This is a genomic window from Leminorella grimontii, assembly GCF_039789245.1.
GTDB lineage: Bacteria > Pseudomonadota > Gammaproteobacteria > Enterobacterales > Enterobacteriaceae > Leminorella > Leminorella grimontii.
In genome coordinates this window covers 1,948,368-1,974,231 of the sequence record NZ_CP146357.1, presented here as the reverse complement: position 1 = coordinate 1,974,231, position 25,864 = coordinate 1,948,368, and the positions used below count along the sequence as shown (strand labels likewise).

Here is a 25,864-nt window from a genome sequence, read left to right as displayed (position 1 = left end):
TTAAATGTTAATTCAAAGTAAATTATTATGGAGAACGTCATGGCACAAACCGTTACTATGAAAGGTAATCCCGTATCCGTTGGCGGTCAGCTTCCAAAAGCCGGCGCTTCAGTAAAATCATTCACACTCACGGCCAACGATCTTTCCGACGTCAGCCTCAGCGCTTATAAAGGAAAGCGTAAAATTCTGAACATTTTCCCCAGTATTGATACCGGCGTATGCGCTACTTCGGTAAGAACCTTCAACAAGCGCGCAGGTGAAGCGAATAACACCGTTGTATTGTGTATCTCCGCCGACCTGCCCTTTGCTCAATCCCGCTTTTGCGGCGCGGAAGGCCTTAGCAACGTCGTTACTCTCTCCGCTTTTCGCAGCCCCGATTTTAAGCAGGACTATGGCGTTGAGGTGCTCGACGGCCCGCTTAAAGGCTTAACCGCCCGTGCGGTAGTCGTGCTGGATGAAAATGACCGCGTGCTCTACAGCGAGCTGGTCAAAGAAATTTCCACTGAGCCAGACTATGACGCAGCGCTGGCCGCGTTAAAATAACGGCATCATAAAAAGCAAAGGGAGAACCGGCTGGCTCTCCCTTCTTTATTTAGCTTTATTCAGCCTCGACGCTATTCGCTTTCCGCCTTCGCCTGCTGGCTCAGCCCATACTCCCGAAGCTTATTGGCTATTGCCGTATGCGATACGCCCAGCCTCTTGGCCAGCTTACGGGTGCTAGGATAACTGCCGTAGAGCTGCGTCAGCACCGCACACTCAAACCGCTTGCATATTTCGTCCAGCGAACCGTCCATAATGTCGTTGTTGAGCATCATCTCGGCCGTCACTTCGGGCAGAACGATATCTTTCGCCTGTAGCTCGCTGCCTTCCATCTGCGTTACCGCACGATAAAGCACGTTTTTTAACTGCCTTACGTTGCCGGGCCAGCCGTACTGGGTCAACAGCGGCGTAATATCCGGCGACAGACGCGGCTTCGTGATACCTAACTGGTCAGCAAACAGCGTAATAAACTGCTCGGCCAATGGCATAATATCGGGTACGCGCTCGCGAAGCGGCGGCAGCGTCAGCGTGAGCACGTTTAGGCGGTAGTACAGGTCTTCGCGGAATACGCCCTGGCTAACCAAGTTAAACAGACTCTTTTGCGTCGCGCAGATAACGCGCACGTCGACGTGCACCTCTTTATCTTCACCAACCCGGCGGAAAGTGCCGTCGTTCAGAAAGCGCAGCAGCTTGCTTTGCATTTTAGGCGACATCTCGCTGATGTTATCCAACAGCACCGTTCCGCCATTCGCCTGCTCAAAAAATCCCTTTTTGGCTTCCTGCTGGGCGCTTCCCGCATGCCCATACAGTTCGCTTTCAACCACGTCGTCAGGCAGCGAGGCGCAGCTCAGCGCCAGAAAGGGCTTGTCGCGACGCGCGCTCCTCATGTGGCAAGCCTGTGCCAGAACGTCTTTTCCCGTACCGGTATCACCGACGATCAGCAGCGGCGCGTCCAGCATCGCCAGGCGGTTAGCCTGCTCAATCAGAGTCTTCATTTTACCACTGACGGAAACGATGTGGCTGAAGGCCTGATTGTCCGCCACGTTTTTATTTTGCAGCTGTCGTCCGATTTTAACCGCCGACTTCAGCACCACGACGGCGCCGGTCACCGTTTTTTCGGCGCTTCCTTCATCGCTTTGGTATATCGGCATAATGTCCATCAGGTAATCCTGCCCGCGAACAATAACCCGCTCAGAGTGAGGCGTAATGCTCTCGCCTTCCAAATGGCGAAGGAAAGGATAGCCGTTAACCAGAACAGAGGCGGGCTGCGCCACGATTTTATCTTCCGTCACGCCAAACAGCGCTAGCGCCGCAGAGTTAACTAAATCAATGCGCCCTTTCAGGTCGATAGACATAACGGGTTCCGGCAGCGATTCAAACAGCGCTTTCAACGCGCGCAGGCGCTGCTCCGAAGGCATGTAGGACACGGTCCGTACGTCGATAACGCCTTTAATACGCCGGATGCTGACCATCAGCGCGCTAAATACGTCAAAATCTATAGAGGAAAAGTTCAGATAAATCTTACCGCTGAGGTCAAGCTCAATGCCGCGAAGGTCGAGATGACGTTCAACCAGCAGATCGAGGAGTTCCCGGGTTAACCCCAGTCTGTCTTCGCAAAGGACTTCAAGACGCATGATAAAAGCCTTGTACCGTGGACGCTGTAATCGGGTGAGGCGCTATCATACCCGCAGACGCCCGCCAAATGAAGATAAGTGTCACAAAAAGTTGACAGATCTAACACTAAAACGCCGACAAAATGAAACTAGCCATCTCAAAATTACTTATCTCATGAATTCTAAGACAATGTTCTACTGCTAAGGGCTCTTTCTATTACATTGGAGAAATGAATTTTTTAGTTCCCTTTCTGCGAAAACAGTGATTAATTAACGTTTCCATAATAAATAACCTTATCGAGACACAGCATGAAAGACGCAACGCTAGCCCTACACCACGGATTCCAATGTGACCCGGTAACAAAATCCGTCGCCGTTCCTGTTTATCAAACGGTCGCCTATGAGTTCGACAATGCCCAGCACGGCGCGGATCTCTTTAATTTGGCGGTTCCCGGAAATATCTATACCCGCATCATGAACCCGACCAACGATATTCTAGAAAAACGCCTGGCGGCCCTTGAAGGCGGAATCGCCGGGCTGGTGGTATCCGCCGGCAGCGCCGCTATCACCTATGCCATACAAACGCTGGCCAGCGCTGGGGACAACATCGTCAGCACGCCCCAGCTTTATGGCGGCACCTATACGCTATTTGCCCACATGCTGCCCGGATTCGGCGTCAACGTGAAGTTTGCCCGCGACGACTCGCCGCAGGCCATCGCTGAACTTATCGATGAAAACACCAAGGCGGTATACTGCGAAAGCATCGGCAATCCCGCGGGCAACGTTGTTGATATAGAGGGATTGGCCAACGTCGCTCACGCCAAAGGCGTACCGCTTATCGTCGACAACACCGTCGCTTCGCCGGTCCTGTGCAAGCCAATTCAGTTCGGCGCGGACATCGTCGTTCACTCAATCACCAAATACGTCGGCGGTCACGGCAACTCGCTCGGCGGCGTAATTATCGATTCGGGAAAATTCCCCTGGGCTGAACATAAAGAACGTTTTCCCATGTTCAGCACGCCGGAAGCCGCTTACCACGGTGTGGTCTATACCGACGCCTTTGGCCCCGCGGCTTTTATTGCCCGCGCGCGCACCGTACCGCTGCGCAACTGCGGCGCGGCGCTCTCTCCGATGAACGCTTTTCTGTTGCTTCAAGGACTAGAGACGCTGTCGCTGAGAATGGAACGCCACGTCGAGAACGCGCGTAAAGTGGCCGAATACCTGCAAAGCCACGATAAGGTTGGCTGGGTCAGCTACGCGGGCCTTCCCGATCACCCCCACTATGCGCTGGCGCAGAAGTATATGAACGGCACGCCGTCGGCGATCCTCTCCTTCGGCCTGAAGGGGGGATATGAGGCCGGGGTTCGTTTTTATGATGCGCTGAAGATTTTCAAGCGCCTGGTCAACATCGGCGACGCCAAGTCTTTGGCCTGCCACCCTGCTTCCACTACCCACCGCCAGATGTCCGAAGAAGAACAGGCCAAGGCGGGCGTGAAGCCTGAGATGATACGCCTGTCTATCGGCATTGAGGCCATCGAAGATATTCTTGAGGATCTGAATCAGGCGTTAAGCGCCTGACGGCGGGCGTAAGCGTAAGACAAAGGCCGCGAAAGCGGCCTTTTTACTATTTGTCCTTTCCTCCAACCTTCGACAGCCCGTTTTTAAGCTGGCCGATAAGCTGGGTTCTAAAATCGCCCAGCCGAGGCTTATCGCCGTCCAGCCAGGGCAGAGGTCGACACAGCTCCATCGCTTTGATGCCCAGACGCGCCGTCAACAACCCTGCCCCGATGCCCTGCGCCGCGCGGGCCGAAAGCCTTGCCGTGATGTCTTGAGACAGCCAGTCCATGCCGACTTCACGGATAAGCTCGCTGGCGCCGGCGAAGGCAATGTTTAGCAGCACCAGCTTAAACAGCCGAATGCGGCTAAAGTAGCCCAGCTCAATGCCGTAGATGTTGGCGATGCGGTTGATTAGGCGAATGTTGCGCCAGGCGATGAACGCCATATCCACCAGCGCCAGCGGGCTGACGGCGATCATCAGCGCCGATTCCGCCGCTGAACCGCTGATTTCCCGACGCGCCTGCTGATCCAACACGGGCTGCACCAGCTCGGCGTAGAGCGTAACCACCTCTCTGTCGTTTTGCGTTTCATGCAAAGAGGCCTGCCAACGGCGCAACGCGGGATGGCTGTTGTCAATTCCCGCCTGCTTGGCCAGCGTTTCGCAAAACGCGCGACCTTTGCCAAGCCCGTGGCTTTGCAGCAGTTCGCGGGCCGTATCGCGCTCCTGAGCCCGCTCTCTCAGGCGATAAAGCCGCCGCCATTCGGTAATCACCGAGCCCACTCCCGCTACGACGATAATCGCGCCTGCGCCGTAAGCGCCTAGCGTGATCCATTCGTGTTGAGCGATTGCATCGGAAATACGGTAAACCCCCTGAGCAATGACGCTAATGCCAAACAGCCCTAAGCCGAGCGTCACCATCTTTCGCCACAGGCTTTTTTTCGGCCTCAGCGCGTTGGCGATTAGCCCTTCGGCTTCGCCTTCCGCCTCCTCGGCCTCAAGCTCCGGCGCCGTAGGATAAAAACGTTCGGCCTGCTCGTCATCAAACCGCTGATGGTGACGCAGCTCAGGTTCTTTTTCTTCGACCAGGGGCTTATCGAACTCGATTCGTCCCTTGATGGGTTGGTTCATCTCAGTTTGTCTCCTAACAGGAACTCCATTACCGCGTCCAGTCGAATGTGCGGCAGCGGCGTATCGACGCTCATCGGCTTAGGCCGGAAAGCGTCGAAGTGGAAGCCCTGCGTTTGCCAAAAAGAGGGATCCGGCAGACGAGCCGGGACTTCTCCGGGATAGACGGTTAAAAGCTGTCCGTCCTCTAATCGATGCCCCTTGAGCGCCGGCATTCGGTTTCCCTGATGCTCGATAATTCCGCTATCGGTCGCCTGTACGGAGGCTAGCCCGACGCAGTCCATGGTAATCCCCTCAAAGGCGGCATTCTGCCAGGCTTCCTGTACGAGCTGCTGAAGCAGGGAAACCAGATTGGCATGCTGGTCGGGCGTAATGTGGTCCGCCTTGCTGGCGGCGAACATCAGCCTGTCGATACAGGGTGAAAAAAGCCGGCGGAAAAGAGAGCGCTGGCCGTAATGAAAGCTCTGCATCAGCTGCGTCATCGCCAGGCGCATATCGTTGAACGCCTGCGGACCGCTGTTTAGCGGCTGGAGACAGTCCACCAGCACGATTTGGCGATCGAAATTCAGAAAATGGTCCTTATAGAACCCTTTCACAATATGCTGACAGTAGTAGTCATAGCGCGCTTTCAGCATGCCGAAGTTAGTGTGCTTATCGGCCTGCGCAAGCCTGGGTTCATTTTTCTCGTCGATCTCCGGCCAGGGGAAAAACTGCAGCACCGGCGCGCCGGCCAGCTCCCCAGGTAAAACAAACCGCCCCGGTTGGATAAAGTGCAGCCCCTCCTGTTTACACTGTTGCAGATAAAGGCTGTAGGCCTCCGAGATTTCCGCCAACAGGTTTTCATCTACTGGCCCCAGCGGGTCGCATTTACGGCACAGTTCCAGCCAAGGCTCGGCCCATTTGGCGCGTTCTCCTTGGCGGACGTCGTTCATTTGCCGACTCCATTCCAGATAGCTTTGTTCAAGCATCGGCAGATCGAGCAGCCACTCTCCCGGATAGTCGACAATCTCCAAATAGAGCGTCGAATGCGTCGTAAAGTGGCGCATCAGGGAATCGTTGGAGCGAAAGCGTAACGCCAGACGGATCTCGCTGACGCCGCGCGTCGGCACCGGCCAGCTTGGCGGCGTACCGTAGAGGGACGCCAGCCCTTCATCATAGGCGAAGCGGGAAATGCCGAAGTCCTGTTGAGGGATCCTTTTCACGCCAAGCAGGCGCTCTTCGCGCACGGCGGAGAACAGCGGCAGCCTGGCGCCGTTGTTGACGTTCAGCAGTTGATTGACAAACGCCGTGATAAACGCCGTCTTGCCGCTGCGGCTAAGCCCGGTCACCGCCAGCCTTAGGTGACGATCCAGACCGCGATTAACCAGCGATTGAATTTCGTTCTTCAGTCGTTTCATCAGAAGCCTTCTTCATGCGGCGGGCGGTCAACGCTATTCCTTTTCTCAACAAAGGTTCGCCAAACAAAATTAAGGCCGTACGCGCCGGCCGCCACAGGTTAAGTTTCAATAGCAATGATAACACGAACGTCGGGCCGTAATATTTACTCAGGAAAAAGAGCAGCATCGCCAGCGTTTGAACGACCTGCTGCCTTTTAAAAGAACGCGTCATTTTTTGAATTCCTTACCCGTGGAGCTTTGTATCAGACCGCGCCGAAGGTTCCTTAAGCAAGGAACCCGGCGCAGAAGGGAAAGTGTCGATTGAAGGCGCTACAGGCGACGAAAACGGCTTTCAACCTGAAAGGTGTCGGAGGTCAGATAGCGCTCCAGCTCGCGCAGGCGGCGTTCGCTCGCCTCCAGCTCCTGCGTCGCCTGATGAAGCCGCTGGCGAACCGGAATGCGGCTGTGTAACGATGCTTCCGCGCTCGGAGCGCTGTCCAGAAAGAAAACCATGGTGAAATAAATCACGACGGTGATAAAGAAAAAGCCGAAAAACAGCGCCAGTACCGCCAGAATGCGTACAACGACGACCGGAATGCCCAAGTAGCGGGCGATCCCCGCGCAAACGCCGCTAATCATGCCCTCTTCAGGAATACGATATAGCTTGTTGTTCATTAACGTTGCCTCCAGTTGGGATGCTCTTCGTCTAAAATAGATTCCAACGCCGCAATGCGTTCTTTCATTCGCTGAGCCTGTTCACTCAGCGCCATGAGGCGCTGCATATCCTGCGAGTTAAGCTGTCCGCCGTTACTCTGCTTATTGCGGTAGTGCAGCCAAAGCCAGATCGGGACAATAAACAGAATAAACAGCGTCAACGGTACGGCAAGTAAACCCATTAGCCAGCTCATTGATATTCCTTACTTTTGATGATTCGGGGGTCGCTTATCCGCCAAAGGGATAAGCGACATAGCTACACCTGACTATCAGGCTTCTTTATCTTTGTTCATCTTGGCCTTCAGCGCGGCCAGCTCGTTGTCGATCGCTTCGTTGACCTTCAGCTCGGTGAACTGCTGCTGTAGGCTCTTTTCTTTGCCGAAGCCGACGCTTTGCGCTTCTGCTTCCATATGGTCGATGCGGCGCTCGAACTGCTCGAAGCGGGCCATCGCTGCATCGACCTTACCGCTGTCCAGCTGGCGACGGACGTCGCGTGATGAAGCGGCGGCCTGATGGCGCAGCGCCATTGCCTGCTGGCGAGCGCGCGTTTCGCTCAGTTTAGCCTCAAGTTCGGTAATATCGCTACGCATACGCTCCAGCGTTTCGTTAACTAGCGTCAGCTCTGACTCCAGAACGGCCACCAGATCGGCCACTTTCTGCTTTTCAATCAGGGCGGCGCGCGCCAGATCTTCTTTATCTTTACGCAGCGCCAGCTCCGCCTTTTCCTGCCACTCGGCCACCTGCGCCGTGGCTTGTTCAATGCGGCGGGTCAGCTGCTTCTTCTCGGCCAGCGCTCTGGCGGAGGTAGAACGAATTTCAACCAGCGTGTCTTCCATTTCCTGAATCATCAGGCGAACCATTTTTTCCGGATCTTCCGCTTTCTCAAGCAGAGTGCTGATATTGGCGTTTACGATGTCTGCAAAGCGAGAAAAAATACCCATGGCTGTGTTCCTCTTTATCTACGGTCGTTAATTAAGGTAGTGGCAAGATGCCTTCCCTTTGCATATATCAAGAAGCGTGCCAAGTTTGCACCAACCTATAATTAACTGATTTTAAAGAAAATATATTTTTACTTGCCATCTGACTATAAAAAATGATTTGATGAAAAAAACCAACTAATGGCGAATTTAACCATGAACAGCGGTGTAAACAGCGGTATCGATAACCTAATCGGTCAGTCCAACAGCTTTATTGACGTGTTAGAACAAGCGTCCAGAGTCGCTCCGCTCACCAAGCCAGTGCTGATTATCGGCGAACGCGGCACGGGGAAAGAGCTCATCGCCCATCGATTGCACTATTTGTCCAAACGGTGGCAGGGGCCGTTTATTTCGCTGAACTGCGCCGCTCTGAGCGACACCCTGCTCGATTCAGAGCTGTTCGGCCACGAAGCCGGCGCGTTCACCGGCGCACAAAAGCGACACCTAGGACGCTTTGAGCGTGCCGACGGCGGAACGCTGTTTCTTGACGAGCTGGCGAACGCTCCCATGCTGGTGCAGGAAAAGCTGTTGAGGGTGATTGAATACGGTCAGCTAGAGCGCGTTGGCGGCACTCAGCCTTTGCAAGTGGACGTGCGCCTGGTCTGCGCAACCAACGAAGACCTCCCCGAACTGGCTCGCCAGGGGAAGTTTCGCGCCGACCTGCTCGATCGCCTGGCGTTTGACGTTATTAACCTCCCTCCGCTTAGAGAGCGGCGCTCAGACATCATGCTGCTGGCTGAGCATTTCGCCATTCAGATGTGTCGAGAACTGGAACGCCCCCTTTTCCCCGGCTTTACGCCGCTTGCCGTTGATACGCTGATGGGCTATCGCTGGCCGGGCAACGTGCGAGAGCTGAAGAACGTGATTGAACGTTCCATTTATCGCAATAAGGATGCCGATGAACCGCTGAACGATATTATTATCGATCCTTTCGTTCACACGCAGAGCGCAAAACAAAAAGATCCTTTATCGTCTGAAGCGCCTTTATCATCGCTTCCACCGCTGCCCGTCGATCTTAAAGGCTGGCTGGCGCAGCAGGAACGGGAGCTGGTTGAACTGGCCCTGATGAAAAGCCAGTTCAACCAGCGGCAGGCGGCAAAGCTTTTATCGCTCAGCTATGACCAGCTGCGCGGCATTTTGCGTAAATATGAGCAGGGTAAGAAAGATGAATGACTCACTATCGGCACTCCCGCGCCGATAGTTTTTTAACCACTCTACGCCTCAACCGCGATGAATACCGGTTAAAGATTGGGATGGCGGCTATACTCTTGTATAATCATCGGCTGACTTCCATAACCAAGATCTTTTGAGATATGCGTGGGTTAAAATTAGGGGCTTTGCTCTGTGCCAGCCTTGCGCTGCCCGTTCAGGCGGCGCCAAATGACGAATCTCCCGTGGAGGGCGCTGCGACAACGCAGGCGGCGTCTCCCGCTGCCGACGTTCGTCAAAGCGGCTTCGTTTACTGCGTCAATGGCCTCATTGACAGCTTTAACCCGCAAATTGCCAACGGCGGCGTCATGGTGGATACCATTGCGGCCCAGCTTTACGATCGCCTGCTGGACGTCGATCCTCTTACCTATCGTCTGGTTCCCGAACTGGCCGAGCGTTGGGAAACGCTGGACAACGGCGCAGCTTACCGTTTTCATCTGCGCAAGGACGTACCGTTTCAGACTACGCCCTGGTTTACGCCAACTCGAAAAATGAACGCGGATGACGTGATTTTCAGCTTTAACCGGATTTTTAACCCGGAAGCGCCCTATCACGCCGTCAACGGCGGCCATTACCCCTATTTCGACAGCATGCAGTTTTCCAATACGGTTCGCGAGATTAAAAAAATCGACAGCTACACGGTCGAAATTCGGCTCAAGCAGCCGGACGCCTCCTTTCTGTGGCACATGGCGACGCACTATGCGCCCGTATTGTCCGAAGAGTACTCTCGCAATCTGCTGAAGATCGGAAAGCAGGAACGTATTGACCGACTGCCGGTCGGCACCGGACCGTTTTTACTCAACGAATACCGTCCCGGTCAGTTTATTCGGCTACAGCGCAATGAAAGCTACTGGCGCGGCCTGCCCCGCATGCCGCAGGTGGTTATCGATCTGGGCGCAGGCGGGACGGGCCGCCTGTCAAAATTACTGACCGGTCAGTGCGACGTACTGGCCTACCCGGCCGCCAGCCAGTTGACTATTTTACGCGACGATCCCAGGCTTCGGATCTCTCTGCGTACCGGCATGAATGTGGCCTATCTGGCGTTCAACACCAGCAAGCCGCCGCTAAACGATAAGCGGGTTCGCCACGCGATCGCGCTGTCTATCAATAACCCAAGGCTGATGCAGTCCATCTATTACGGCACGGCGGAAACGGCGTCCTCTATTCTGCCCCGTACTTCCTGGGCCTACGACAGCGAATCGGAAATTACCGAATACAACATTGAGAAAGCCAAGCAGTTGCTAAAAGAAGCCGGCGTCGGTCCTCTTCGCCTGCACCTGTGGGTTTCCACCGCGTCTCAAGCCTATAACCCAAGCCCGTTGAAAACGGCGGAGCTTTTGCAGGCGGATCTGGCCCGCATCAATATCAAAGTCACCATCGTGCCGATTGAAGGCCGCTTTCAGGAAAACAGCTTAAGCGATGAGGACCACGATCTTACGCTTGCCGGGTGGGCGACCGACAGCAACGATCCCGACAGCTTCTTCCGCCCGCTGCTAAGCTGTGCCGGCATTGATTCACAGACAAACTACGCCCGGTGGTGCCACCCTGAGTTTGATAGTCTGCTGAATCAGGGCGTTATGGAGCAGGATCTTTCCTCCCGCATAGCCATCTACCGTCAGGCGCAAAAGACGCTGGCGGATGAGCTGCCGATCCTGCCGCTGGCCTCATCGCTGCGCATTCAGGCCTACCGCTATGATATAAAAGGCTTGGTTCTCAGCCCGCTTGGCAACGTCTCTTTTGCCGGCGTGTATCGGGAAAAGGCGTCTAAGGAGCAGCAATGATTATTTACTTACTTCGTCGACTGCTGCTGGCGCTGGTAACGCTTTTTATCCTGACTATCGTAGGGTTTAGCGTTTCTTACTATACGCTCCACGCGCCGCTGGCCAATGAGAGCGCGGTTCCCGCCTATATTCACTATATCGGCGGCCTGCTGAAGGGCGATTTTGGCGTTTCCGCTATCAACGGCGAGTCAATTAGCGAACAGCTGAAGTTCGTTTTCCCCGCGACGCTGGAGCTGTGCGTGCTGGCCTTTGCTATCTCCCTTGGGTTAGGCCTGCCGCTGGGAATTATGGCCGCGATGTTTAAACACAAGTGGCCCGATAACGTCATTACTACAGTTTCCCTGTTCGGTTTTTCTATCCCCACGTTTTGGCTGGGCCTGCTGCTAACGCTGCTGTTTTCTCTGAATCTTGGCCTGCTGCCTGCCTCCGGGCGTTACGACCTGCTCTATCAAATTCCTCCAGTGACCGGCGTCGCCCTGATTGACGCCTGGATGTCCGACTCTCCCTATCGGGAGCAGATGATGATTAGCGTTATCATGCACCTTATTCTGCCGGTCACGGCGCTGTCGGTTGCGCCGACAACGGAAGTTATTCGCCTGATGCGCCAAAGCGTTCTTCAGATTATTGGTCAAAACTATATCAAAGCGGCCGCAACCCGCGGGCTCTCTCGTTTTACGATTATAAGGCGCCACGTGCTGCACAACGCGCTACCCATTATTTTACCGAAGCTAAGCCTGCAGTTTTCGACCATGCTGGCGCTGGCTATCGTAACGGAAACCGTGTTTAGCTGGCCGGGATTGGGGCGCTGGCTCATTATCGCCATTCGTCAACAGGACTTCGCCGTTATCTCGGCGGGAATCATCATCATGGGCGCGCTGGCCATCGTCGTTAACCTGCTGGCCGATATTTTTAACGCCATGACCAACCCGTTGAAAAATAAGGAATGGTATGCTTTCCGATAACGTATACCGAGAAAAGAAGATGCCCAGCGCGCTGAACTACGTCTGGCATCATATCCACCGGGATATTTTGGCCATGATTGGCCTGTACGGCATGCTGTTTTTGATAGTGCTCTGCCTGTTTGGCGAAGCGCTCGCGCCCTATCAGCTCGATCAACAGTTTCTCGGCTATCAGCTGCTGCCGCCTTCCTGGTCCCGCCATGGGGACGTTTCCTTCTTCCTCGGCACCGACGATCTGGGCCGCGACGTGCTAAGCCGCCTGCTAAACGGCGCTGCGCCGACGGTTGGCTCGGCGATTCTGGTTACGCTGGCCGCTGCGCTGGTAGGTACTCTGATGGGCGTGCTGGCCGGCGTTAGCCGCGGGCTTCGCTCCGCATTTCTTAACCATATTCTCGACATTTTGCTGGCCGTTCCTTCCCTACTGCTGGCTATTGTGGTTGTTGCGTTTGTCGGTCCCAGGCTGGAACATGCGATGTTCGCCGTATGGCTGGCGCTGTTGCCGCGCATCATTCACACCATTTACCTCACCGTACATGACGAGCTGGAAAAAGAGTATGTGATCGCCGCGCGTTTGGACGGAGCGTCTACGAGCTATATCCTGTGGAACGGCCTGCTGCCGAATATCGCGCCGGTTTTGGTTTCTGAATTCACCCGAGCGCTGTCGATGGCCATTATGGACATCGCCGCACTCGGCTTTCTCGGCCTTGGCGCCCAGCTCCCCTCTACCGAATGGGGAACCATGCTGGGCGACTCTTTAGAGCTGGTATACGTCGCGCCCTGGTGCGTCATGTTGCCCGGCGCTGCGGTGATGATTAGCGTACTGCTGGTTAACCTTCTCGGTGAAGGCGTCTACCGCACAATTACGACAGGTGATGAATAATGCCGCTTCTGGATATTCGCAATCTGACCATTGAAATTATGACGCCGGACGGCCCGGTAAAGGCCGTTGACCGCGTAAGCCTGGCTCTGACCGAAGGTGAAATTCGCGGCCTGGTGGGCGAATCAGGTTCAGGAAAAAGCCTTATCGCCAAGGCCATTTGCGGCATTAGCAAAGACAGCTGGCGCATTACCGCCGATCGCTTTCGGCTCAACGACGTTGACCTTTTGAAGCTCTCGCCTCGTCAGCGTCGAAAGCTCGTTGGCCACAACGTTTCAATGATTTTTCAGGAGCCGCAGTCCTGTCTCGATCCGATGGAGAAAGTCGGCAAGCAGATCGTTCAGACGATCCCCGGCTGGACCTACAAAGGCCGATGGTGGCAGCGCTTTAACTGGCGCAAGCATCGCGCAATAGAACTGCTTCATCGCGTAGGCATCAAAGATCATAAGGACATCATGAACAGCTATCCTTATGAGCTGACTGAAGGTGAATGTCAAAAGGTCATGATAGCTATCGCCCTGGCTAACCAGCCGCGGCTTCTGATCGCCGATGAGCCAACCAATGCGATGGAGTCTACGACTCAGGCGCAGATTTTTCGCCTGCTTGCAGGCATGAATCAGAATAACAACACGACCATCCTGCTTATCAGCCACGACCTGCAAATGATGAGCAAGTGGGCGACGCGCATCAACGTCATGTACTGCGGACAGACGGTAGAAAGCGCCCCCTGCGAGGAGCTTCTGACGGCGCCCCATCACCCCTATACTCAGGCGTTGATCCGCGCAATGCCGGACTTTGAGCGCGCGTTGCCCCATAAAAGCCGCCTGAATACGCTTCCCGGCGTCATCCCGTCACTGGAGCACCTCCCCATTGGCTGTCGCCTTGGGCCTCGATGCCCCTACGCACAAAAGAAGTGTATTGAAACGCCGCGCCTGCGCGACGTAAAGGGACACAAGTTCGCCTGCCATTTCCCGCTTAACTATGAGGAACCGTCCTGATGGATACGCTGCTTGAAGTCCGTAACCTGTCCAAGACGTTTCGCTACCGAACCGGCCTGTTCCGTCCGCATGAACTGGATGCGGTAAAGCCGGTCAGCTTTACGCTGAGAGAAAAACAGACGTTGGCCATTATCGGGGAAAACGGTTCGGGAAAATCAACGTTGGCCAAAATGATATCAGGCATGATCAAACCCACCTCGGGCGATATCGTGATCGACGGACACCGCCTGGAGTTTGGCGACTATCGCTACCGCAGCCAGCATATCCGCATGATTTTTCAGGATCCCAACACCTCCTTTAACCCACGCCAGCGCATTGGCCAGCTGTTGGATATTCCCCTGCGGTTAAATACCTCTTTGGAAGCCTCTGAGCGAGAAAGGCGCATTAATCTGACGCTGCGTCAGGTGGGGCTGTTGCCCGAGCACGCTTACTACTATCCGCAGATGCTGGCCTCCGGGCAAAAGCAGCGGGTTGCCTTAGCCCGAGCGCTGATTTTGCAACCCAAAATTATCGTTGCCGACGAAGCGCTGGCGTCGTTGGATATGTCATTACGTTCACAGTTAATCAACTTAATGATGGAACTGCAGGAAAAACACGGTATATCCTATATCTACGTCAGCCAACATCTCGGCATGGTCAAACACGTCAGCGATCAGCTTATCGTTATGCAACAGGGCGAGGTGGTCGAACGCGGCAATACGGCGGAAGTTATCGCTTCCCCGCTGCATGATATTACGCGCCGAATGATAAACAGCCACTTTACCGAAGCGCTGACCGCCGATCACTGGCGAAAGGACATTGCCCATATTTAACCGTTTGTGCGGCCTCTTTTTCCTGCGCTTTACGTATAAAACGGGCGTAGGAGGAAATGGTCGTACGATGCAACGCGACAAAGGTGCACGATCTTTACAACAGGCATGATAGAATCGCACCGTTTTATTAACAGAGATCGTTTCGGACACATTCCGTCGGTCTATATTGACTACAAGGATCATAGCTATGGGTTTTCTAACCGGTAAACGTATTCTGGTAACCGGCGTTGCCAGCAACCGCTCAATCGCTTTTGGCATCGCGCAGGCGATGAAACGCGAGGGCGCTGAACTGGCTCTGACATATCAGAACGACAGGCTGAAGTCGCGCGTAGAAGAATTTGCCGCCGAACTTGGCGCGAATCTCGTTCTGGCCTGTGACGTAGCGGAAGATGACAGCATTACTGCCCTGTTCTCTGAGTTAGGGAAAACCTGGCCTAAGTTTGACGGTTTTGTTCACTCTATCGGCTTCGCTCCGGGCGACCAGTTGGACGGCGACTACGTTAACGCCGTTACCCGTGAAGGCTTCAAAATCGCTCACGACATCAGCTCCTACAGCTTTGTCGCAATGGCCAAGGCCTGCCGTTCAATGCTGAACCCAGGCGCTGCGCTGCTGACGCTCTCCTACTTGGGCGCAGAGCGTGCTATCCCGAACTACAACGTCATGGGCCTGGCTAAAGCCTCTCTGGAAGCTAACGTACGCTATATGGCTAACGCCATGGGCCCTGACGGCGTTCGCGTTAACGCGATTTCCGCCGGCCCGATCCGTACGCTGGCCGCGTCCGGCATTAAGGACTTCAAAAAGATGCTGGCCCACTGCGAAGCGGTCACGCCGATCCGTCGCACCGTTACCATTGAGGACGTCGGCAACAGCGCCGCCTTCCTGTGCTCTGACCTTTCTGCCGGCATCAGCGGCGAAGTGGTTCACGTCGACGGCGGCTTCAGCATCGCCGCAATGAATGAATTAGAACTGAAATAATTTATTGATCGTTCATCAAAAAGCGGGCCGTCATCGGCCCGCTTTTTTACTTTTTACAGATAGCGACACAGATAAGCGCTAGTCTCACATACCTGAACCGTAAACTCGCTTTTTCCTGGAACGGGGAACGATTCTCCCACGCCAAAGGCAACCCACTCCGTCGAACCGGGCAACAGAACGTTTAATGAACCGGCAATGACGGTCATCTCTTCCGGTTGGTTGGTGCTGAAATTATACTCTCCCACTTCCATTACGCCGACGCTCGAACGGCCAATGCTGCCGTTCTCAAAGCCGATAGATTTTACTTTTCCTGCAAAATATTCATTTACGCTCAGCATATTCCTACCGCCCAATAGTTTAGAACCGCACTGCTTATAAAAAGCGAGGCTCTCTGGTTTTAAAAACAGTTAATGATGAAACGCCCTTACGTTCAGCATTCGCCGAGCCGTTCCTCTTTTGTAACATACTTTAAGCCGCTCCTCACCCATCAATTTATTCAATTAGCTTGCCCCCACGCGGCGTTTTGTGTAAAAAGGCCATCATAAAACGCCTATTCACTACTGCGGAAAATATGTTTCAAGATAACCCGCTGCTTGCCCAGCTTAAACAGCAACTCCACGCCACCGCGCCTCGCGTAGAAGGCATCGTCAAAGCAACGGAAAAAGGCTTTGGATTTCTTGAAGCGGACAATCAAAAGAGCTATTTCATTCCACCGCCGCAGATGAAAAAAGTGACCCATGGCGACAGAATTATTGCAACGCTGCACTCCCAAAATGACAAAGAGCAGGCAGAGCCTGAAACGCTGGTAGAACCCTTTCTGACGCGCTTTATCGCCCGCGTGGTAAAAAAAGGCGAGCGCCTGTTCGTTCAGTCCGATCACCCGATGGTAAAAGACGTCTTTCCGGCAAAAGTGAAAAGCGACGTTCCTACGCCGCTTAACGAAGGCGACTGGGTCGTTGCAGAAATGAAGGGCCATCCGCTCAGCGGAGAGCGCGGGTTCAGCGCGCTAATAACCGAATTTATCACCTTTAGCGGCGATCACTATGCGCCGTGGTGGGTGACATTGTCACGTCACCAGCTGGAGCGAGAGGCGCCGCAGTGGACCCCTTGCGACATTCAGGATGACGGCATTGTTCGTCGCGACCTAAGCCCGCTGCACTTCGTCACCATTGACAGTGAATCGACGCAGGATATGGACGACGCGCTTTACGTTGAACGCGGCGATAACGACATTCTCAAGCTGTTTATCGCTATTGCCGATCCTACGGCCTACGTCAGCGAGGGAAGCGAGCTGGACGTTATCGCACAAACACGTGTGTTCACCCACTATCTTCCCGGCTTTAATATTCCCATGTTGCCAAGGGATTTATCGGAAAATTTGTGTTCTCTTCAACCAAACGAGCGGCGCCCTGCGCTTGTTTGTCAGGTATCCATCTCGGCTGATGGCGCTTTGAGTGAAGATATTGAGTTTTTCAGCGCCTGGGTAACGTCAAAAGATAAGCTGGACTACGACCACGTTTCTGATTGGCTGGAAGGCAAAGACGGCTGGCAACCGCAGAGTGAACCATCGGCTGAACAAATTCGCCTGTTGAACCAAATCGCCCTTCGCCGCATAGAGTGGCGCACTCAACACGCCCTGGTGTTTAAAGACAGGCCCGATTATCGCTTCATTTTAGGAGAAAACGGCGCCGTTTTAGATATCGTGACCGAGCGCCGCCGCATCGCTAACCGCATCGTCGAAGAATCAATGATTACGGCAAACGTCTGTGCAGCTAGCGTATTAAAACAAAAGCTGGGCTATGGAATATTCAACACCCACGCCGGCTTCGATCCCGCTCTGGTTGAACAGGCCGTCGACGTATTAAGAAATAACGGGATTAGTTTCGATAAAGATGAACTCTTAACGCTGGAAGGCTTCTGTCGCCTGCGCCGTTTGCTTGACGCACAGCCGACGTCCTATCTGGACGGCCGCATCAGGAAATATCAAACCTATGCAGAGGTAAGCACTGAACCAGCCCCCCACTATGGCCTGGGGCTTGAGGCCTATGCAACCTGGACGTCGCCGATAAGAAAGTACGGAGACATCATTAACCACCGCTTGCTTAAAGCGCTCATTCACGGACAACCGTCAACCGCGCCGGATCGGAGCGTTATCCAGCCGCTGAGCGATCGCCGCCGCGCAAATCGCCTTTCTGAACGAGACGTCAGCGATTGGCTCTACGCCCGATTTCTTCAGGATAAGGCCGGAAACGGCGTTCATTATCAGGCCGAGATTATTGACGTATCTCGCGGCGGAATGCGGGTCAGACTGCTGGATAACGGTGCAGTGGCCTTTGTACCGGCACCCTTTATCCATGCCGTACGCGATGAACTTACCTGTAGCTCAGAGAGTGGAACGGTTATATTAAAGGGAGAGCCGCTATATCGTCAGGGTGACACTATCAGCGTGACGGTCGAAGAAGTTCGAATAGAGACCCGCTCAGTCATTGCCAGACCGGCGCCGTCGCTCGCGTAATCACGCTGCGGCCAATAAAAAACCCGCCGAAGGCGGGTTTTTGGCTGCTGGGTGACGCCTTATAGGGCTACAACGTTGGCAGCAGACGGGCCACGTGGGCTGTCTTGAATAGAAAATTCAACGTGCTGGCCTTCTGCCAGAGTCTTGAATCCATCAGCAGCGATAGCAGAGAAGTGTACGAACACGTCCTTGCTGCCGTCGGTTGGGGTGATAAATCCAAAACCTTTACTTTCGTTGAACCACTTAACGTGACCAGTTTTCTTAGACATTACAAAAATTCCTATTGATATTTAACCTGCCAAAAAAGGCATATACGACCCATTCGGACTATCTATTAAGGACAAAAATCACTCATCGTTCCACTATTGTCATTAACCATAGGGAAGTCCAAAATGATTACCAAAGTAGCTCTCATTAATGGGTCAATTTCATTACCTCATATCTATTAAATTTAGGCAAGGTGTTTTCAACCACACAATTAAAAATTAGATCGGGAGCACATAAATTACCACACGCCTTTTATAGAAACGGTTAAGCAGTTTTGATTCCATTTCTAATTCATCGAGTAGTAAATATACCAAAAAGGACAAAATTAAGACGCTCGTGCAACCTTTTTTATCTCATGATAAAATAGAAAGGTTAATCATAATACAATATGCTCAATTCATGACAATGTTACAGTATTTAAACGGCTACCCCGAAACGCTTCGGCAACAGGTTAAGATTCTGATTGAAAGGGATCAATTGGGAACGTTCCTTTTGAAGCGCTATCCTACCCCTCACGGCTATACGACAGATAAGTCGTTATATCAATATGCTACTTTAATAAAAAATGAATATATAAGAAATTCATCGCAGCTAAGTAAAGTTTGCTATGACAATAAGATTCACATTATTAAACATGCATTGGGTATGCACACGTCAATATCGAGAATTCAGGGAAGTAAATTAAAAGCCAAGAGTGAGATTAGAATATCAAATGTATTCAAATTGGCGGCCGAACCCTTATTAAAAATGATCGTAGTTCACGAATTAGCCCACTTAAAAGAAAAGTCGCACAACAAAGACTTCTATCAATTATGCTGCTATATGGAACCGGAGTACCATCAGTTGGAATTCGATGCGCGACTCTATTTGACCTATCTGGAAAAATTCGGGCCACTCTATTGAAAAAGCGAACAAAGGCGTTGGCGTTTTACTCCTCGTCCCAAAAGGCGACGCGCCCTTTTCCCGTATGATTTTCTCTGATTTCCTGAGCAACCAGCGCAATCGCTTCCCCGCTTCCCATGCCCTGAGCCATCAGCTCCTGAATGCGCTCAACCGCTTTTTGCTGCTCTTCATGATTTAACGTCGGAAAGTCTGCTGAAAACATAAACGCCCTTTTACACTGGCGAGCATCAGAGCGTCGTGCACTCGATAGCCCAATAAAATCAATACGCTCTTGGCGCGAAGAAGATTATACTCCCATTTAGAGGTGCGAAACATGTACAAATTCATTGATCCAGAAGTTGCTAGTGGGTTTGGTGACTCAGCTTGGCTTAACGCTCAAAAAATCAAATTTCTACAGTCATGAACAACGACATTCTCAATCACTTTATACGACGTTTCCAACTGCTGTCATTACCCGAAACGCCGCTCGGGCGACAGATAAAGCAGGCTGCCGTATTGATTCCAATCATTCGAAAAGAACAGCCATCGATCCTGCTCACGCGCCGTTCAAGAACGCTGCGCCACCATCCTGGGCAAGTGGCGTTTCCCGGCGGCGCCGTCGACATCAGCGACGTAAGCCTCAGCGCAACGGCGCTTAGGGAAGCCTGTGAAGAGATAGGCCTTGAGCCCAAAAATGTTGACGTATTAGGGCAGCTTCCCTCGCAGGACAGCATCAGCGGCTATCGGGTCACGCCCATTATCGGCCTGCTGCCCGATGGGCTACATTTTAGGCAAAATCGCGATGAGGTCGACGCCCTGTTCGAAGTCCCTCTAACCCACATTCTGCGCATCCAAAACTACCGGACGATTAACGTGTTTCGCCGGGGCCAAGGTCATGATATTTACGTTATGCCGTACGAAGGCCACCTAATCTGGGGACTTACCGCAGCAATACTTCGACAGCTGGCAATACAGGAAACGTTTTCAAGATAACTATTTTCAGCCTGAATTAGATAAATGAGAAGAAAACGATTGCTTTAATAATCTTCTAATTTTATAGCTAGCCTCACGATAAAAAGACTATAATTAGCGAGTATTGTAAAACTAAATTTCACCCATATCTTTATGCTCAGGCCAATTGACTAGTTCAATGAAATGACCTGAGCCGTTTTTACATCATTTATTTCCCTGAGGAACCCCGCGTGATTAGCGTTTTCGACATGTTCAAAATTGGTATTGGCCCTTCCAGCTCACATACGGTTGGGCCAATGAAAGCCGGCAAAGCGTTTGTCGACGATCTCTGCCGCAGCGGGATGTTAACTAATGTGAATCGTATTGTCGTCGACGTTTATGGTTCACTCTCCCTTACCGGTAAAGGGCACCATACGGACATTGCCATTATTATGGGGCTGGCGGGAAATCAGCCCGATACGGTCGATATTGACAGCATTCCCGGCTTTATCCGTCGGGTAGAAGAAACGGAGCGCCTGTCGCTGGCCGCCGGCCAGCATGAGGTTCTATTTCCACGCGTAGGCGGCATGGTCTTTCACAGCGAAAACCTTCCCCGTCACGAAAATGGCATGAAAATCACTGCGTTTGCAGGCGAACGTGCGGTATATAGTAAAACCTACTATTCCATCGGCGGCGGCTTTATCGTTGATGACGAAAACTTTGGAAAAGAGGACAAGAGTGAGATCAGCGTCCCCTATCCGTTCAAATCCGCCGAGGCGCTGCTGACGCTTTGTAAGCAGTACGGGCTTTCTATTTCCGGGCTCGTTATGCAAAACGAACTCGCTATGCACAGCGTTAAGGAGATTGACAGCTACTTCGCCGCCGTCTGGCAAACGATGAAAGACTGTATCGATCGCGGAATGAATACCGAAGGCGTACTGCCCGGCCCACTTCAGGTACCTCGTCGCGCGGCGCCCCTGCGCCGTATGCTGCTGTCGTCTGATAAGCTGTCTAACGATCCGATGAACATCATCGACTGGGTAAACATGTTCGCGCTTGCGGTGAATGAAGAAAACGCCGCCGGCGGCCGCGTCGTCACCGCACCAACCAACGGCGCCTGCGGCATCGTGCCTGCGGTATTGGCCTATTACGATCGCTTTATTCAACCGGTTTCCCCCGAAGCCTACATCCGCTATTTCATGGCAGCGGGCGCCATTGGCACGCTTTATAAGATGAACGCCTCCATTTCCGGCGCTGAAGTGGGCTGTCAGGGAGAGGTGGGCGTAGCCTGCTCAATGGCGGCGGCCGGCTTAACGGAACTTTTGGGGGGAAGCCCTCAGCAGGTCTGCGACGCAGCGGAAATCGGTATGGAACATAACCTTGGCCTGACCTGCGACCCGGTCGCCGGGCAGGTACAGGTTCCCTGCATTGAACGTAACGCCATCGCGTCGGTAAAGGCTATTAACGCATCCCGAATGGCGCTTCGCCGCACCAGCGAGCCCAGAGTGTCGTTAGACAAAGTGATAGAAACCATGTACGAAACCGGTAAGGACATGAACGCCAAATACCGGGAAACCTCCCGCGGTGGGCTGGCGATTAAGGTCGTTCCCTGTGATTAACGCGCATTTGATATAGCTAAAACGGCGCCTTTGGCGCCGTTATTTTTTACCGCTTTCGGTAGAGCCGAACGTAGAAATCGGCCTCGCACTCAAAGGTCGTTTGCCCCTTTAATTCGGCAGTCAGTACTTCGCTTGCACGCCAGGCAAATGGCGTCATTAACAACAGATCCGCTGCCTGCATTCCCGTAAGCGTCATTGAATAGCTTATTCTTTGCTGGCTAACGAACTCGAATCCGTCAATCTCTTCCAATATGTCATCATGCGGTTTCGCTTCGCGATAAATCAGCGCTTTTAACTGAAAAAGATGGCGCGGAGCGGGAACTGCCGTGACGATAACGCCGCCGCTCTTGACGACTCTTTTCAGCTCTTCATCTCTGCAGGGTGCGTAAATGCGCACAACGCCGTCGATGGCATCATCGGTAAACGGCAAGCGGTGGCTCGAAGCAACGCAGAACTCAATGCCGCTATGGCGTTTGGCGGCGGCTCGTATTGCGTCCTTTGATATATCAAGCCCGTAGGCGGCAATGTTGCGACTAGCGCTAAGCGATCGTGCAATAAAGCCGGTGTAATAGCCCTCTCCGCAGCCAATATCCAATAAGGATAAATGGCCGTCTCTCGGTAACGCACTATCTAAAAAATGCATTACCGTTTCGCGTAGCGGCTGATAGTGTCCGCCGTCTAAAAAACGCCGCCTTGCCTGCATCATCATTGCGTTGTCGCCGGGCAGCTTAGACTTCTTATGCTGTACGGGCATCAGGTTAACATAGCCTTCTTTTGCGCAGTCAAACTGATGCCGATTATCGCACAGCCACGCTCTGTCATTTAGCCGAAGGGGTAAATGACAGAGAGGACACTGATAGTGCATAGGAGTTCCTAATGGACAAATGAGAAAAATGCGTTTTTACACAACAAACATGAAGGAAGTATACCATTAACGCCGCGCTAAGCCGACGCGTTAACGCATCCTTCCTTCACTGTGTATACGTCAATAACGGATTAAAACGCAATAACGTCCAGAGCCGACGGGCCCCTTGAACTTCTCTGCGTAGAAAACTCAACGTGTTGGCCTTCAATCAGCTGCTTGGTCGACGTCGCAATGGCGTTTCGATCAACGTAAACATCGGAAGTGCCGTCTAGGGGGGAGATCAAACCAAAACCGTGGTCTTTATCGAACCACTTTACATATCCAGTTCTTAAAGTCATTGTTATACCTCTTACTTCAAAATTAATTTCAAATAGTCTATTTCCTTCTACAGTGAGTTATAAAAACGTCTGTACTTGGAGTCACAGGCAGTTATCGGTTAGTCCGATTTAAAACCGTGTTAAGAAAAACAGCCATAAAAAAACCCGCATCAGGATGCGGGCTTCTTGTGCTAACGTTGCGTGCTGATTACAGCGCGATAACGTTGGCAGCGGCCGGACCGCGCGGGCTATCCTGGATGGTATACTCGACTTTCTGGCCTTCAGCCAGGGTCTTGAAACCTTCGCTCATGATTGCAGAAAAGTGAACGAATACATCCTTACCACCATCATCTTGCTCAATAAAACCAAAACCTTTGCTTTCATTGAACCACTTAACTTTGCCAGTTTTCTTGGACATCTTTAACTTACCTTTAATTTAGTTAACCTGCCATACATCATAGGGTATAGGCATTACGGCCAGATTCTCAGAGTTTACTTATGGAGGCACTAAGAAGATGTTCATCTAACAAGCGAAATCAAACGATAACGGCTTTAAGAGGGAACGAGCTTTACTCTAATGTCGTACACATAAATAGGTCTGCAACACAGGCCGGGTTACATTTACTCATAATGCCCCGCATAACGCAAGCGTTTTCTTCCCTCTTTTGAATAAAAGAAATGCTGGCGTCATCAATCGGTTAAAACAGATTAATAGAGCGATAACTCGCCCGCCGGGCGCGTTTTAAAACGACGGTGCAGCCACATGTACAGCTCCGGCGCTTTTAATATCTCTTTTTCCACAATTTTATTCATGAAGGCCGCGGCTTCAGCCGTATCCTTCATGGGGAACCCTTCAGGCGGTTCGGTAATCATTACCGTGTATCCACTGCCGTCAGCGTGGCGCTTCGGCGTAAAGGGCAAAATAACCGGATTGGCCTGACGCATCAAAATACTGGTTCCCACCGTCGTTGCCGCTTGAGGAACGGCAAAAAACGGCGCAAAGACGCTGTTACGAGGGCCGTAGTCATGATCGGGGGCATACCAGAGGATCTCTCCCTTACGCAAAGCGCTAATCATGCCCTTCACATTATGGCGGTCAATAAACGCTTTATTTGAGCGGCTGCGGCCTAAAAACTGAACCCAGTCCATCAGTTTGTTATTGTGGGCTCGATAAACGCCGATGCCGGGGTTGTACATGCCGTAGATTCGGCCGCCCAGCTCCAGCGTTAAAAAGTGGATTCCAACGAGAAGAACGCCTCGGCCCCCTTCCCTTATGCGAGACATGATTTCGGGGTTATCGATTTTACACCACTTTTTGATTCGGCTATCGGGCCAAAACCATGCCATTCCGGTTTCAAACAGCCCCATACCTAAAGCTTCAAAGTTCTCAACCAGCATTCTCTCTTTTTTATCCTGACTGAGCGCAGGAAAGCAGAGCTCGATATTTCTTCGCGCGATGTGGCGTCGGCGTGAAAGGAAGCGCATAGAAAAACGCCCGATTCTGCTGCCGATAAAAAAGATAACGGGATAAGGCAGCTGAACCAGGAGATAGAGAAGCGCTAACCCAAACCATACGTGCCAATACTTAGGCAGTAGGAAAGAATAGCGAAAACGCGGAGGCTTCATAACTGACATACAATCTCTCTGATTACTCGTAACACAATTAAAAACGGGCTGAAAAGCCATTGTACAAAGAGAGATTAATGAGCCAGATAGGCAGATTAAAATGCCATTGATACAACGCTATCTATGCTCATTATGACAGATCGGATGTGTGAAAGTTCGTTTATCTAAAAAAAAACCGATAGATTGACAATTATTTAAATTCACTCGGTTTTCTTTTCAATTCTCCGGGCATAGCGCTGCGCCATTACGGCACAAACCATAAGCTGGATCTGGTGAAAAATCATTAACGGCAGCACCATCATTCCTACTGCCGCTGCGGGAAACAGCACGTTGGCCATCGGAATGCCGTTAGCCAGGCTCTTTTTCGAACCACAAAAAACGATCGTGATTTCATCTTCTTTAGAAAAACCCAGCGCGCGCGCAACCACCGTATTGACCACCAGCACGATAGCCAACAAAACAAGCGAGAAGAAAACGATGGTCAGCAGCGACCATCCATTGACCTTGTGCCAAATCCCCTCAACGACCGCTTCGCTGAAGGCCGTATACACGACTAACAAAATGGAGGTTCTGTCCGTTTTGTTAATCAGCTTTTTGTGTCGCTCTACCCAATTGGCGATCAGCGGCCTGGCAAGGTGCCCGATAACAAACGGCACCATCAGCTGAATAATGATATCGATAATGGCCTGTACCGTATCCGCACTCCCTTCCTGAGTATGCATCAACAATCCGACCAGAATGGGGGAAAGGAACACCCCAAGCAGGCTGGAAGCCGAAGCACTGCAAATGGCGGCCGCAACGTTACCTCCGGCAATAGAGGTATAGGCGATGGCCGACTGAACCGTCGCCGGTAGCGCACACAAATAAAGAAACCCTAAATAGATGCCGGAAGACATTACGCCAGGGACAAAAACGCCTAACCCGAGCCCTAATAAAGGAAACAGTATAAAGGTGCTAAACAGCACGACCAGGTGCAAACGCCAGTGCCCTAGCCCATTGACGATATTCTGCCTCGACAGCTTGGCGCCGTGCATAAAAAACAGCAGCGCGATCGCCGCCTTGGTCAACCAGCCGAAAAAAATCTTGGCGTCACCTTCACAGGGGAACAGCGATGCAAGAACGACGACGGTAATAAGGATTAATAAAAAAGGATCGATCCGGAGGAACTTCAGCCACGACATGAAACAAACATCCCATACAACAAGCGTATTCTTTAATCTATGCTATTTTGCTGTAAAAGCAACCTGAAGCGCCCCGCTTCGTTCGATTCTCCATCCGAATATCCCGCAATTTGTATCAAGAAAACG

General features: G+C 52.4%; 28 protein-coding genes. 13 read left to right on the top strand and 15 right to left on the bottom strand.

Annotation, left to right across the window (positions count from 1 at the left end; translation table 11 throughout):
* Positions 1-39 precede the first annotated feature (39 nt).
* Positions 40-543: a thiol peroxidase gene (gene tpx, locus V8L73_RS09355; protein ID WP_027273219.1), complete on the top strand. Its 504-nt coding sequence runs from the start codon at positions 40-42 to the stop codon at positions 541-543.
* A gap of 71 nt (positions 544-614) precedes the next feature.
* Here tpx and tyrR read toward each other — a convergent pair whose 3' ends face one another.
* Positions 615-2,174 carry a transcriptional regulator TyrR gene (tyrR, locus tag V8L73_RS09350; RefSeq protein ID WP_027273220.1) on the bottom strand — a complete coding sequence of 520 codons (1,560 nt, stop codon included), beginning with the start codon at positions 2,172-2,174 and terminating at the stop codon, positions 615-617.
* A 288-nt stretch (positions 2,175-2,462) separates the two neighbouring features.
* On the opposite strand from tyrR, the gene V8L73_RS09345 reads away from it, so the two are divergent.
* Positions 2,463-3,731, top strand: coding sequence for an O-acetylhomoserine aminocarboxypropyltransferase/cysteine synthase (locus V8L73_RS09345; RefSeq protein WP_347254695.1), 1,269 nt, complete (start codon positions 2,463-2,465; stop codon positions 3,729-3,731).
* 46 nt (positions 3,732-3,777) lie between these two features.
* On the opposite strand, the gene V8L73_RS09340 is transcribed toward V8L73_RS09345, so the two are convergent.
* The 6 genes from V8L73_RS09340 to pspA all read right to left on the bottom strand — a co-directional run bounded on the left by V8L73_RS09340 (position 3,778) and on the right by pspA (position 7,867).
* Positions 3,778-4,839, bottom strand: a complete 1,062-nt coding sequence (locus V8L73_RS09340) for a YcjF family protein (RefSeq protein WP_261830986.1) — start codon at positions 4,837-4,839, stop codon at positions 3,778-3,780.
* Positions 4,836-6,233 carry a YcjX family protein gene (locus V8L73_RS09335; protein ID WP_261830987.1) on the bottom strand — a complete coding sequence of 466 codons (1,398 nt, stop codon included), beginning with the start codon at positions 6,231-6,233 and terminating at the stop codon, positions 4,836-4,838. The genes V8L73_RS09340 and V8L73_RS09335 overlap by 4 nt, the downstream gene beginning before the upstream one ends.
* Positions 6,196-6,444, bottom strand: a complete 249-nt coding sequence (locus tag V8L73_RS09330; RefSeq protein WP_027273224.1) for a hypothetical protein — start codon at positions 6,442-6,444, stop codon at positions 6,196-6,198. Before V8L73_RS09330 ends, V8L73_RS09335 begins: the two co-directional genes overlap by 38 nt.
* Positions 6,445-6,542: 98 nt before the next feature.
* A complete protein-coding gene (gene pspC / locus V8L73_RS09325) occupies positions 6,543-6,887 on the bottom strand; it encodes an envelope stress response membrane protein PspC (RefSeq protein ID WP_261830988.1) in 345 nt (114 codons plus the stop codon).
* Complete coding sequence (gene pspB, locus V8L73_RS09320; protein ID WP_027273226.1) at positions 6,887-7,120, bottom strand: envelope stress response membrane protein PspB; 234 nt, start codon at positions 7,118-7,120, stop codon at positions 6,887-6,889. Before pspB ends, pspC begins: the two co-directional genes overlap by 1 nt.
* Before the next feature lie 75 nt (positions 7,121-7,195).
* The gene (pspA, locus tag V8L73_RS09315) at positions 7,196-7,867 is read right to left on the bottom strand and encodes a phage shock protein PspA (protein ID WP_261830989.1); all 672 of its coding nucleotides are present in this window, start codon (positions 7,865-7,867) and stop codon (positions 7,196-7,198) included.
* A 192-nt stretch (positions 7,868-8,059) separates the two neighbouring features.
* On the opposite strand from pspA, the gene pspF reads away from it, so the two are divergent.
* The 7 genes from pspF (at position 8,060) to fabI (ending at position 15,515) form a co-directional block, all read left to right on the top strand.
* Positions 8,060-9,076: a phage shock protein operon transcriptional activator gene (gene pspF / locus V8L73_RS09310; protein WP_261830990.1), complete on the top strand. Its 1,017-nt coding sequence runs from the start codon at positions 8,060-8,062 to the stop codon at positions 9,074-9,076.
* A gap of 140 nt (positions 9,077-9,216) precedes the next feature.
* Positions 9,217-10,893 (top strand): ABC transporter substrate-binding protein SapA, encoded by a 1,677-nt coding sequence (gene sapA / locus V8L73_RS09305; RefSeq protein WP_261830991.1) that lies wholly within the window; start codon positions 9,217-9,219, stop codon positions 10,891-10,893.
* On the top strand, positions 10,890-11,855 hold the full coding sequence (gene sapB, locus V8L73_RS09300) for a putrescine export ABC transporter permease SapB (protein ID WP_027273230.1): 966 nt from the start codon (positions 10,890-10,892) through the stop codon (positions 11,853-11,855). The genes sapA and sapB overlap by 4 nt, the downstream gene beginning before the upstream one ends.
* Positions 11,842-12,732, top strand: a complete 891-nt coding sequence (gene sapC, locus V8L73_RS09295; RefSeq protein WP_027273231.1) for a putrescine export ABC transporter permease SapC — start codon at positions 11,842-11,844, stop codon at positions 12,730-12,732. Before sapB ends, sapC begins: the two co-directional genes overlap by 14 nt.
* Positions 12,732-13,727, top strand: a complete 996-nt coding sequence (sapD, locus tag V8L73_RS09290) for a putrescine export ABC transporter ATP-binding protein SapD (protein ID WP_027273232.1) — start codon at positions 12,732-12,734, stop codon at positions 13,725-13,727. Before sapC ends, sapD begins: the two co-directional genes overlap by 1 nt.
* Positions 13,727-14,539 (top strand): putrescine export ABC transporter ATP-binding protein SapF, encoded by an 813-nt coding sequence (sapF, locus tag V8L73_RS09285; protein WP_036023103.1) that lies wholly within the window; start codon positions 13,727-13,729, stop codon positions 14,537-14,539. Before sapD ends, sapF begins: the two co-directional genes overlap by 1 nt.
* Positions 14,540-14,726: 187 nt before the next feature.
* Positions 14,727-15,515 (top strand): enoyl-ACP reductase FabI, encoded by a 789-nt coding sequence (gene fabI / locus V8L73_RS09280; RefSeq protein WP_027273234.1) that lies wholly within the window; start codon positions 14,727-14,729, stop codon positions 15,513-15,515.
* Between the two features lie 53 nt (positions 15,516-15,568).
* On the opposite strand, the gene ppnP is transcribed toward fabI, so the two are convergent.
* The gene (gene ppnP / locus V8L73_RS09275) at positions 15,569-15,853 is read right to left on the bottom strand and encodes a pyrimidine/purine nucleoside phosphorylase (protein WP_027273235.1); all 285 of its coding nucleotides are present in this window, start codon (positions 15,851-15,853) and stop codon (positions 15,569-15,571) included.
* Between the two features lie 233 nt (positions 15,854-16,086).
* Here ppnP and V8L73_RS09270 point away from each other — a divergent pair, with 233 nt between their 5' ends.
* Entirely contained in the window at positions 16,087-18,030 is a 1,944-nt protein-coding gene (locus V8L73_RS09270; RefSeq protein WP_347254694.1) for an exoribonuclease II, read from the top strand.
* 59 nt (positions 18,031-18,089) lie between these two features.
* Here the strand turns inward: V8L73_RS09270 and cspE (V8L73_RS09265) are convergent, their stop codons facing one another.
* On the bottom strand, positions 18,090-18,299 hold the full coding sequence (gene cspE, locus V8L73_RS09265) for a transcription antiterminator/RNA stability regulator CspE (RefSeq protein ID WP_027273237.1): 210 nt from the start codon (positions 18,297-18,299) through the stop codon (positions 18,090-18,092).
* Between the two features lie 397 nt (positions 18,300-18,696).
* Here cspE (V8L73_RS09265) and V8L73_RS09260 point away from each other — a divergent pair, with 397 nt between their 5' ends.
* Positions 18,697-19,200: a YgjP-like metallopeptidase domain-containing protein gene (locus tag V8L73_RS09260; protein WP_027273238.1), complete on the top strand. Its 504-nt coding sequence runs from the start codon at positions 18,697-18,699 to the stop codon at positions 19,198-19,200.
* Positions 19,201-19,225: 25 nt separating this feature from the next.
* On the opposite strand, the gene V8L73_RS09255 is transcribed toward V8L73_RS09260, so the two are convergent.
* On the bottom strand, positions 19,226-19,402 hold the full coding sequence (locus tag V8L73_RS09255) for a YoaH family protein (RefSeq protein ID WP_071783245.1): 177 nt from the start codon (positions 19,400-19,402) through the stop codon (positions 19,226-19,228).
* A 197-nt stretch (positions 19,403-19,599) separates the two neighbouring features.
* On the opposite strand from V8L73_RS09255, the gene V8L73_RS09250 reads away from it, so the two are divergent.
* Both V8L73_RS09250 and V8L73_RS09245 read left to right on the top strand, forming a co-directional pair.
* The gene (locus V8L73_RS09250; RefSeq protein ID WP_347254693.1) at positions 19,600-20,172 is read left to right on the top strand and encodes a CoA pyrophosphatase; all 573 of its coding nucleotides are present in this window, start codon (positions 19,600-19,602) and stop codon (positions 20,170-20,172) included.
* 209 nt (positions 20,173-20,381) lie between these two features.
* Complete coding sequence (locus V8L73_RS09245; protein WP_027273240.1) at positions 20,382-21,749, top strand: L-serine ammonia-lyase; 1,368 nt, start codon at positions 20,382-20,384, stop codon at positions 21,747-21,749.
* Between the two features lie 46 nt (positions 21,750-21,795).
* Here V8L73_RS09245 and rlmA read toward each other — a convergent pair whose 3' ends face one another.
* The 5 genes from rlmA to V8L73_RS09220 all read right to left on the bottom strand — a co-directional run bounded on the left by rlmA (position 21,796) and on the right by V8L73_RS09220 (position 25,738).
* Entirely contained in the window at positions 21,796-22,614 is an 819-nt protein-coding gene (rlmA, locus tag V8L73_RS09240; protein WP_347254692.1) for a 23S rRNA (guanine(745)-N(1))-methyltransferase, read from the bottom strand.
* A 131-nt stretch (positions 22,615-22,745) separates the two neighbouring features.
* Positions 22,746-22,952, bottom strand: a complete 207-nt coding sequence (locus V8L73_RS09235) for a cold-shock protein (protein ID WP_027273242.1) — start codon at positions 22,950-22,952, stop codon at positions 22,746-22,748.
* 187 nt (positions 22,953-23,139) lie between these two features.
* On the bottom strand, positions 23,140-23,349 hold the full coding sequence (gene cspE / locus V8L73_RS09230) for a transcription antiterminator/RNA stability regulator CspE (protein WP_027273243.1): 210 nt from the start codon (positions 23,347-23,349) through the stop codon (positions 23,140-23,142).
* A 290-nt stretch (positions 23,350-23,639) separates the two neighbouring features.
* The gene (gene lpxL, locus V8L73_RS09225; protein ID WP_027273244.1) at positions 23,640-24,557 is read right to left on the bottom strand and encodes an LpxL/LpxP family Kdo(2)-lipid IV(A) lauroyl/palmitoleoyl acyltransferase; all 918 of its coding nucleotides are present in this window, start codon (positions 24,555-24,557) and stop codon (positions 23,640-23,642) included.
* Positions 24,558-24,757: 200 nt separating this feature from the next.
* A complete protein-coding gene (locus V8L73_RS09220; RefSeq protein WP_347254691.1) occupies positions 24,758-25,738 on the bottom strand; it encodes a bile acid:sodium symporter family protein in 981 nt (326 codons plus the stop codon).
* Positions 25,739-25,864: the final 126 nt, after the last annotated feature.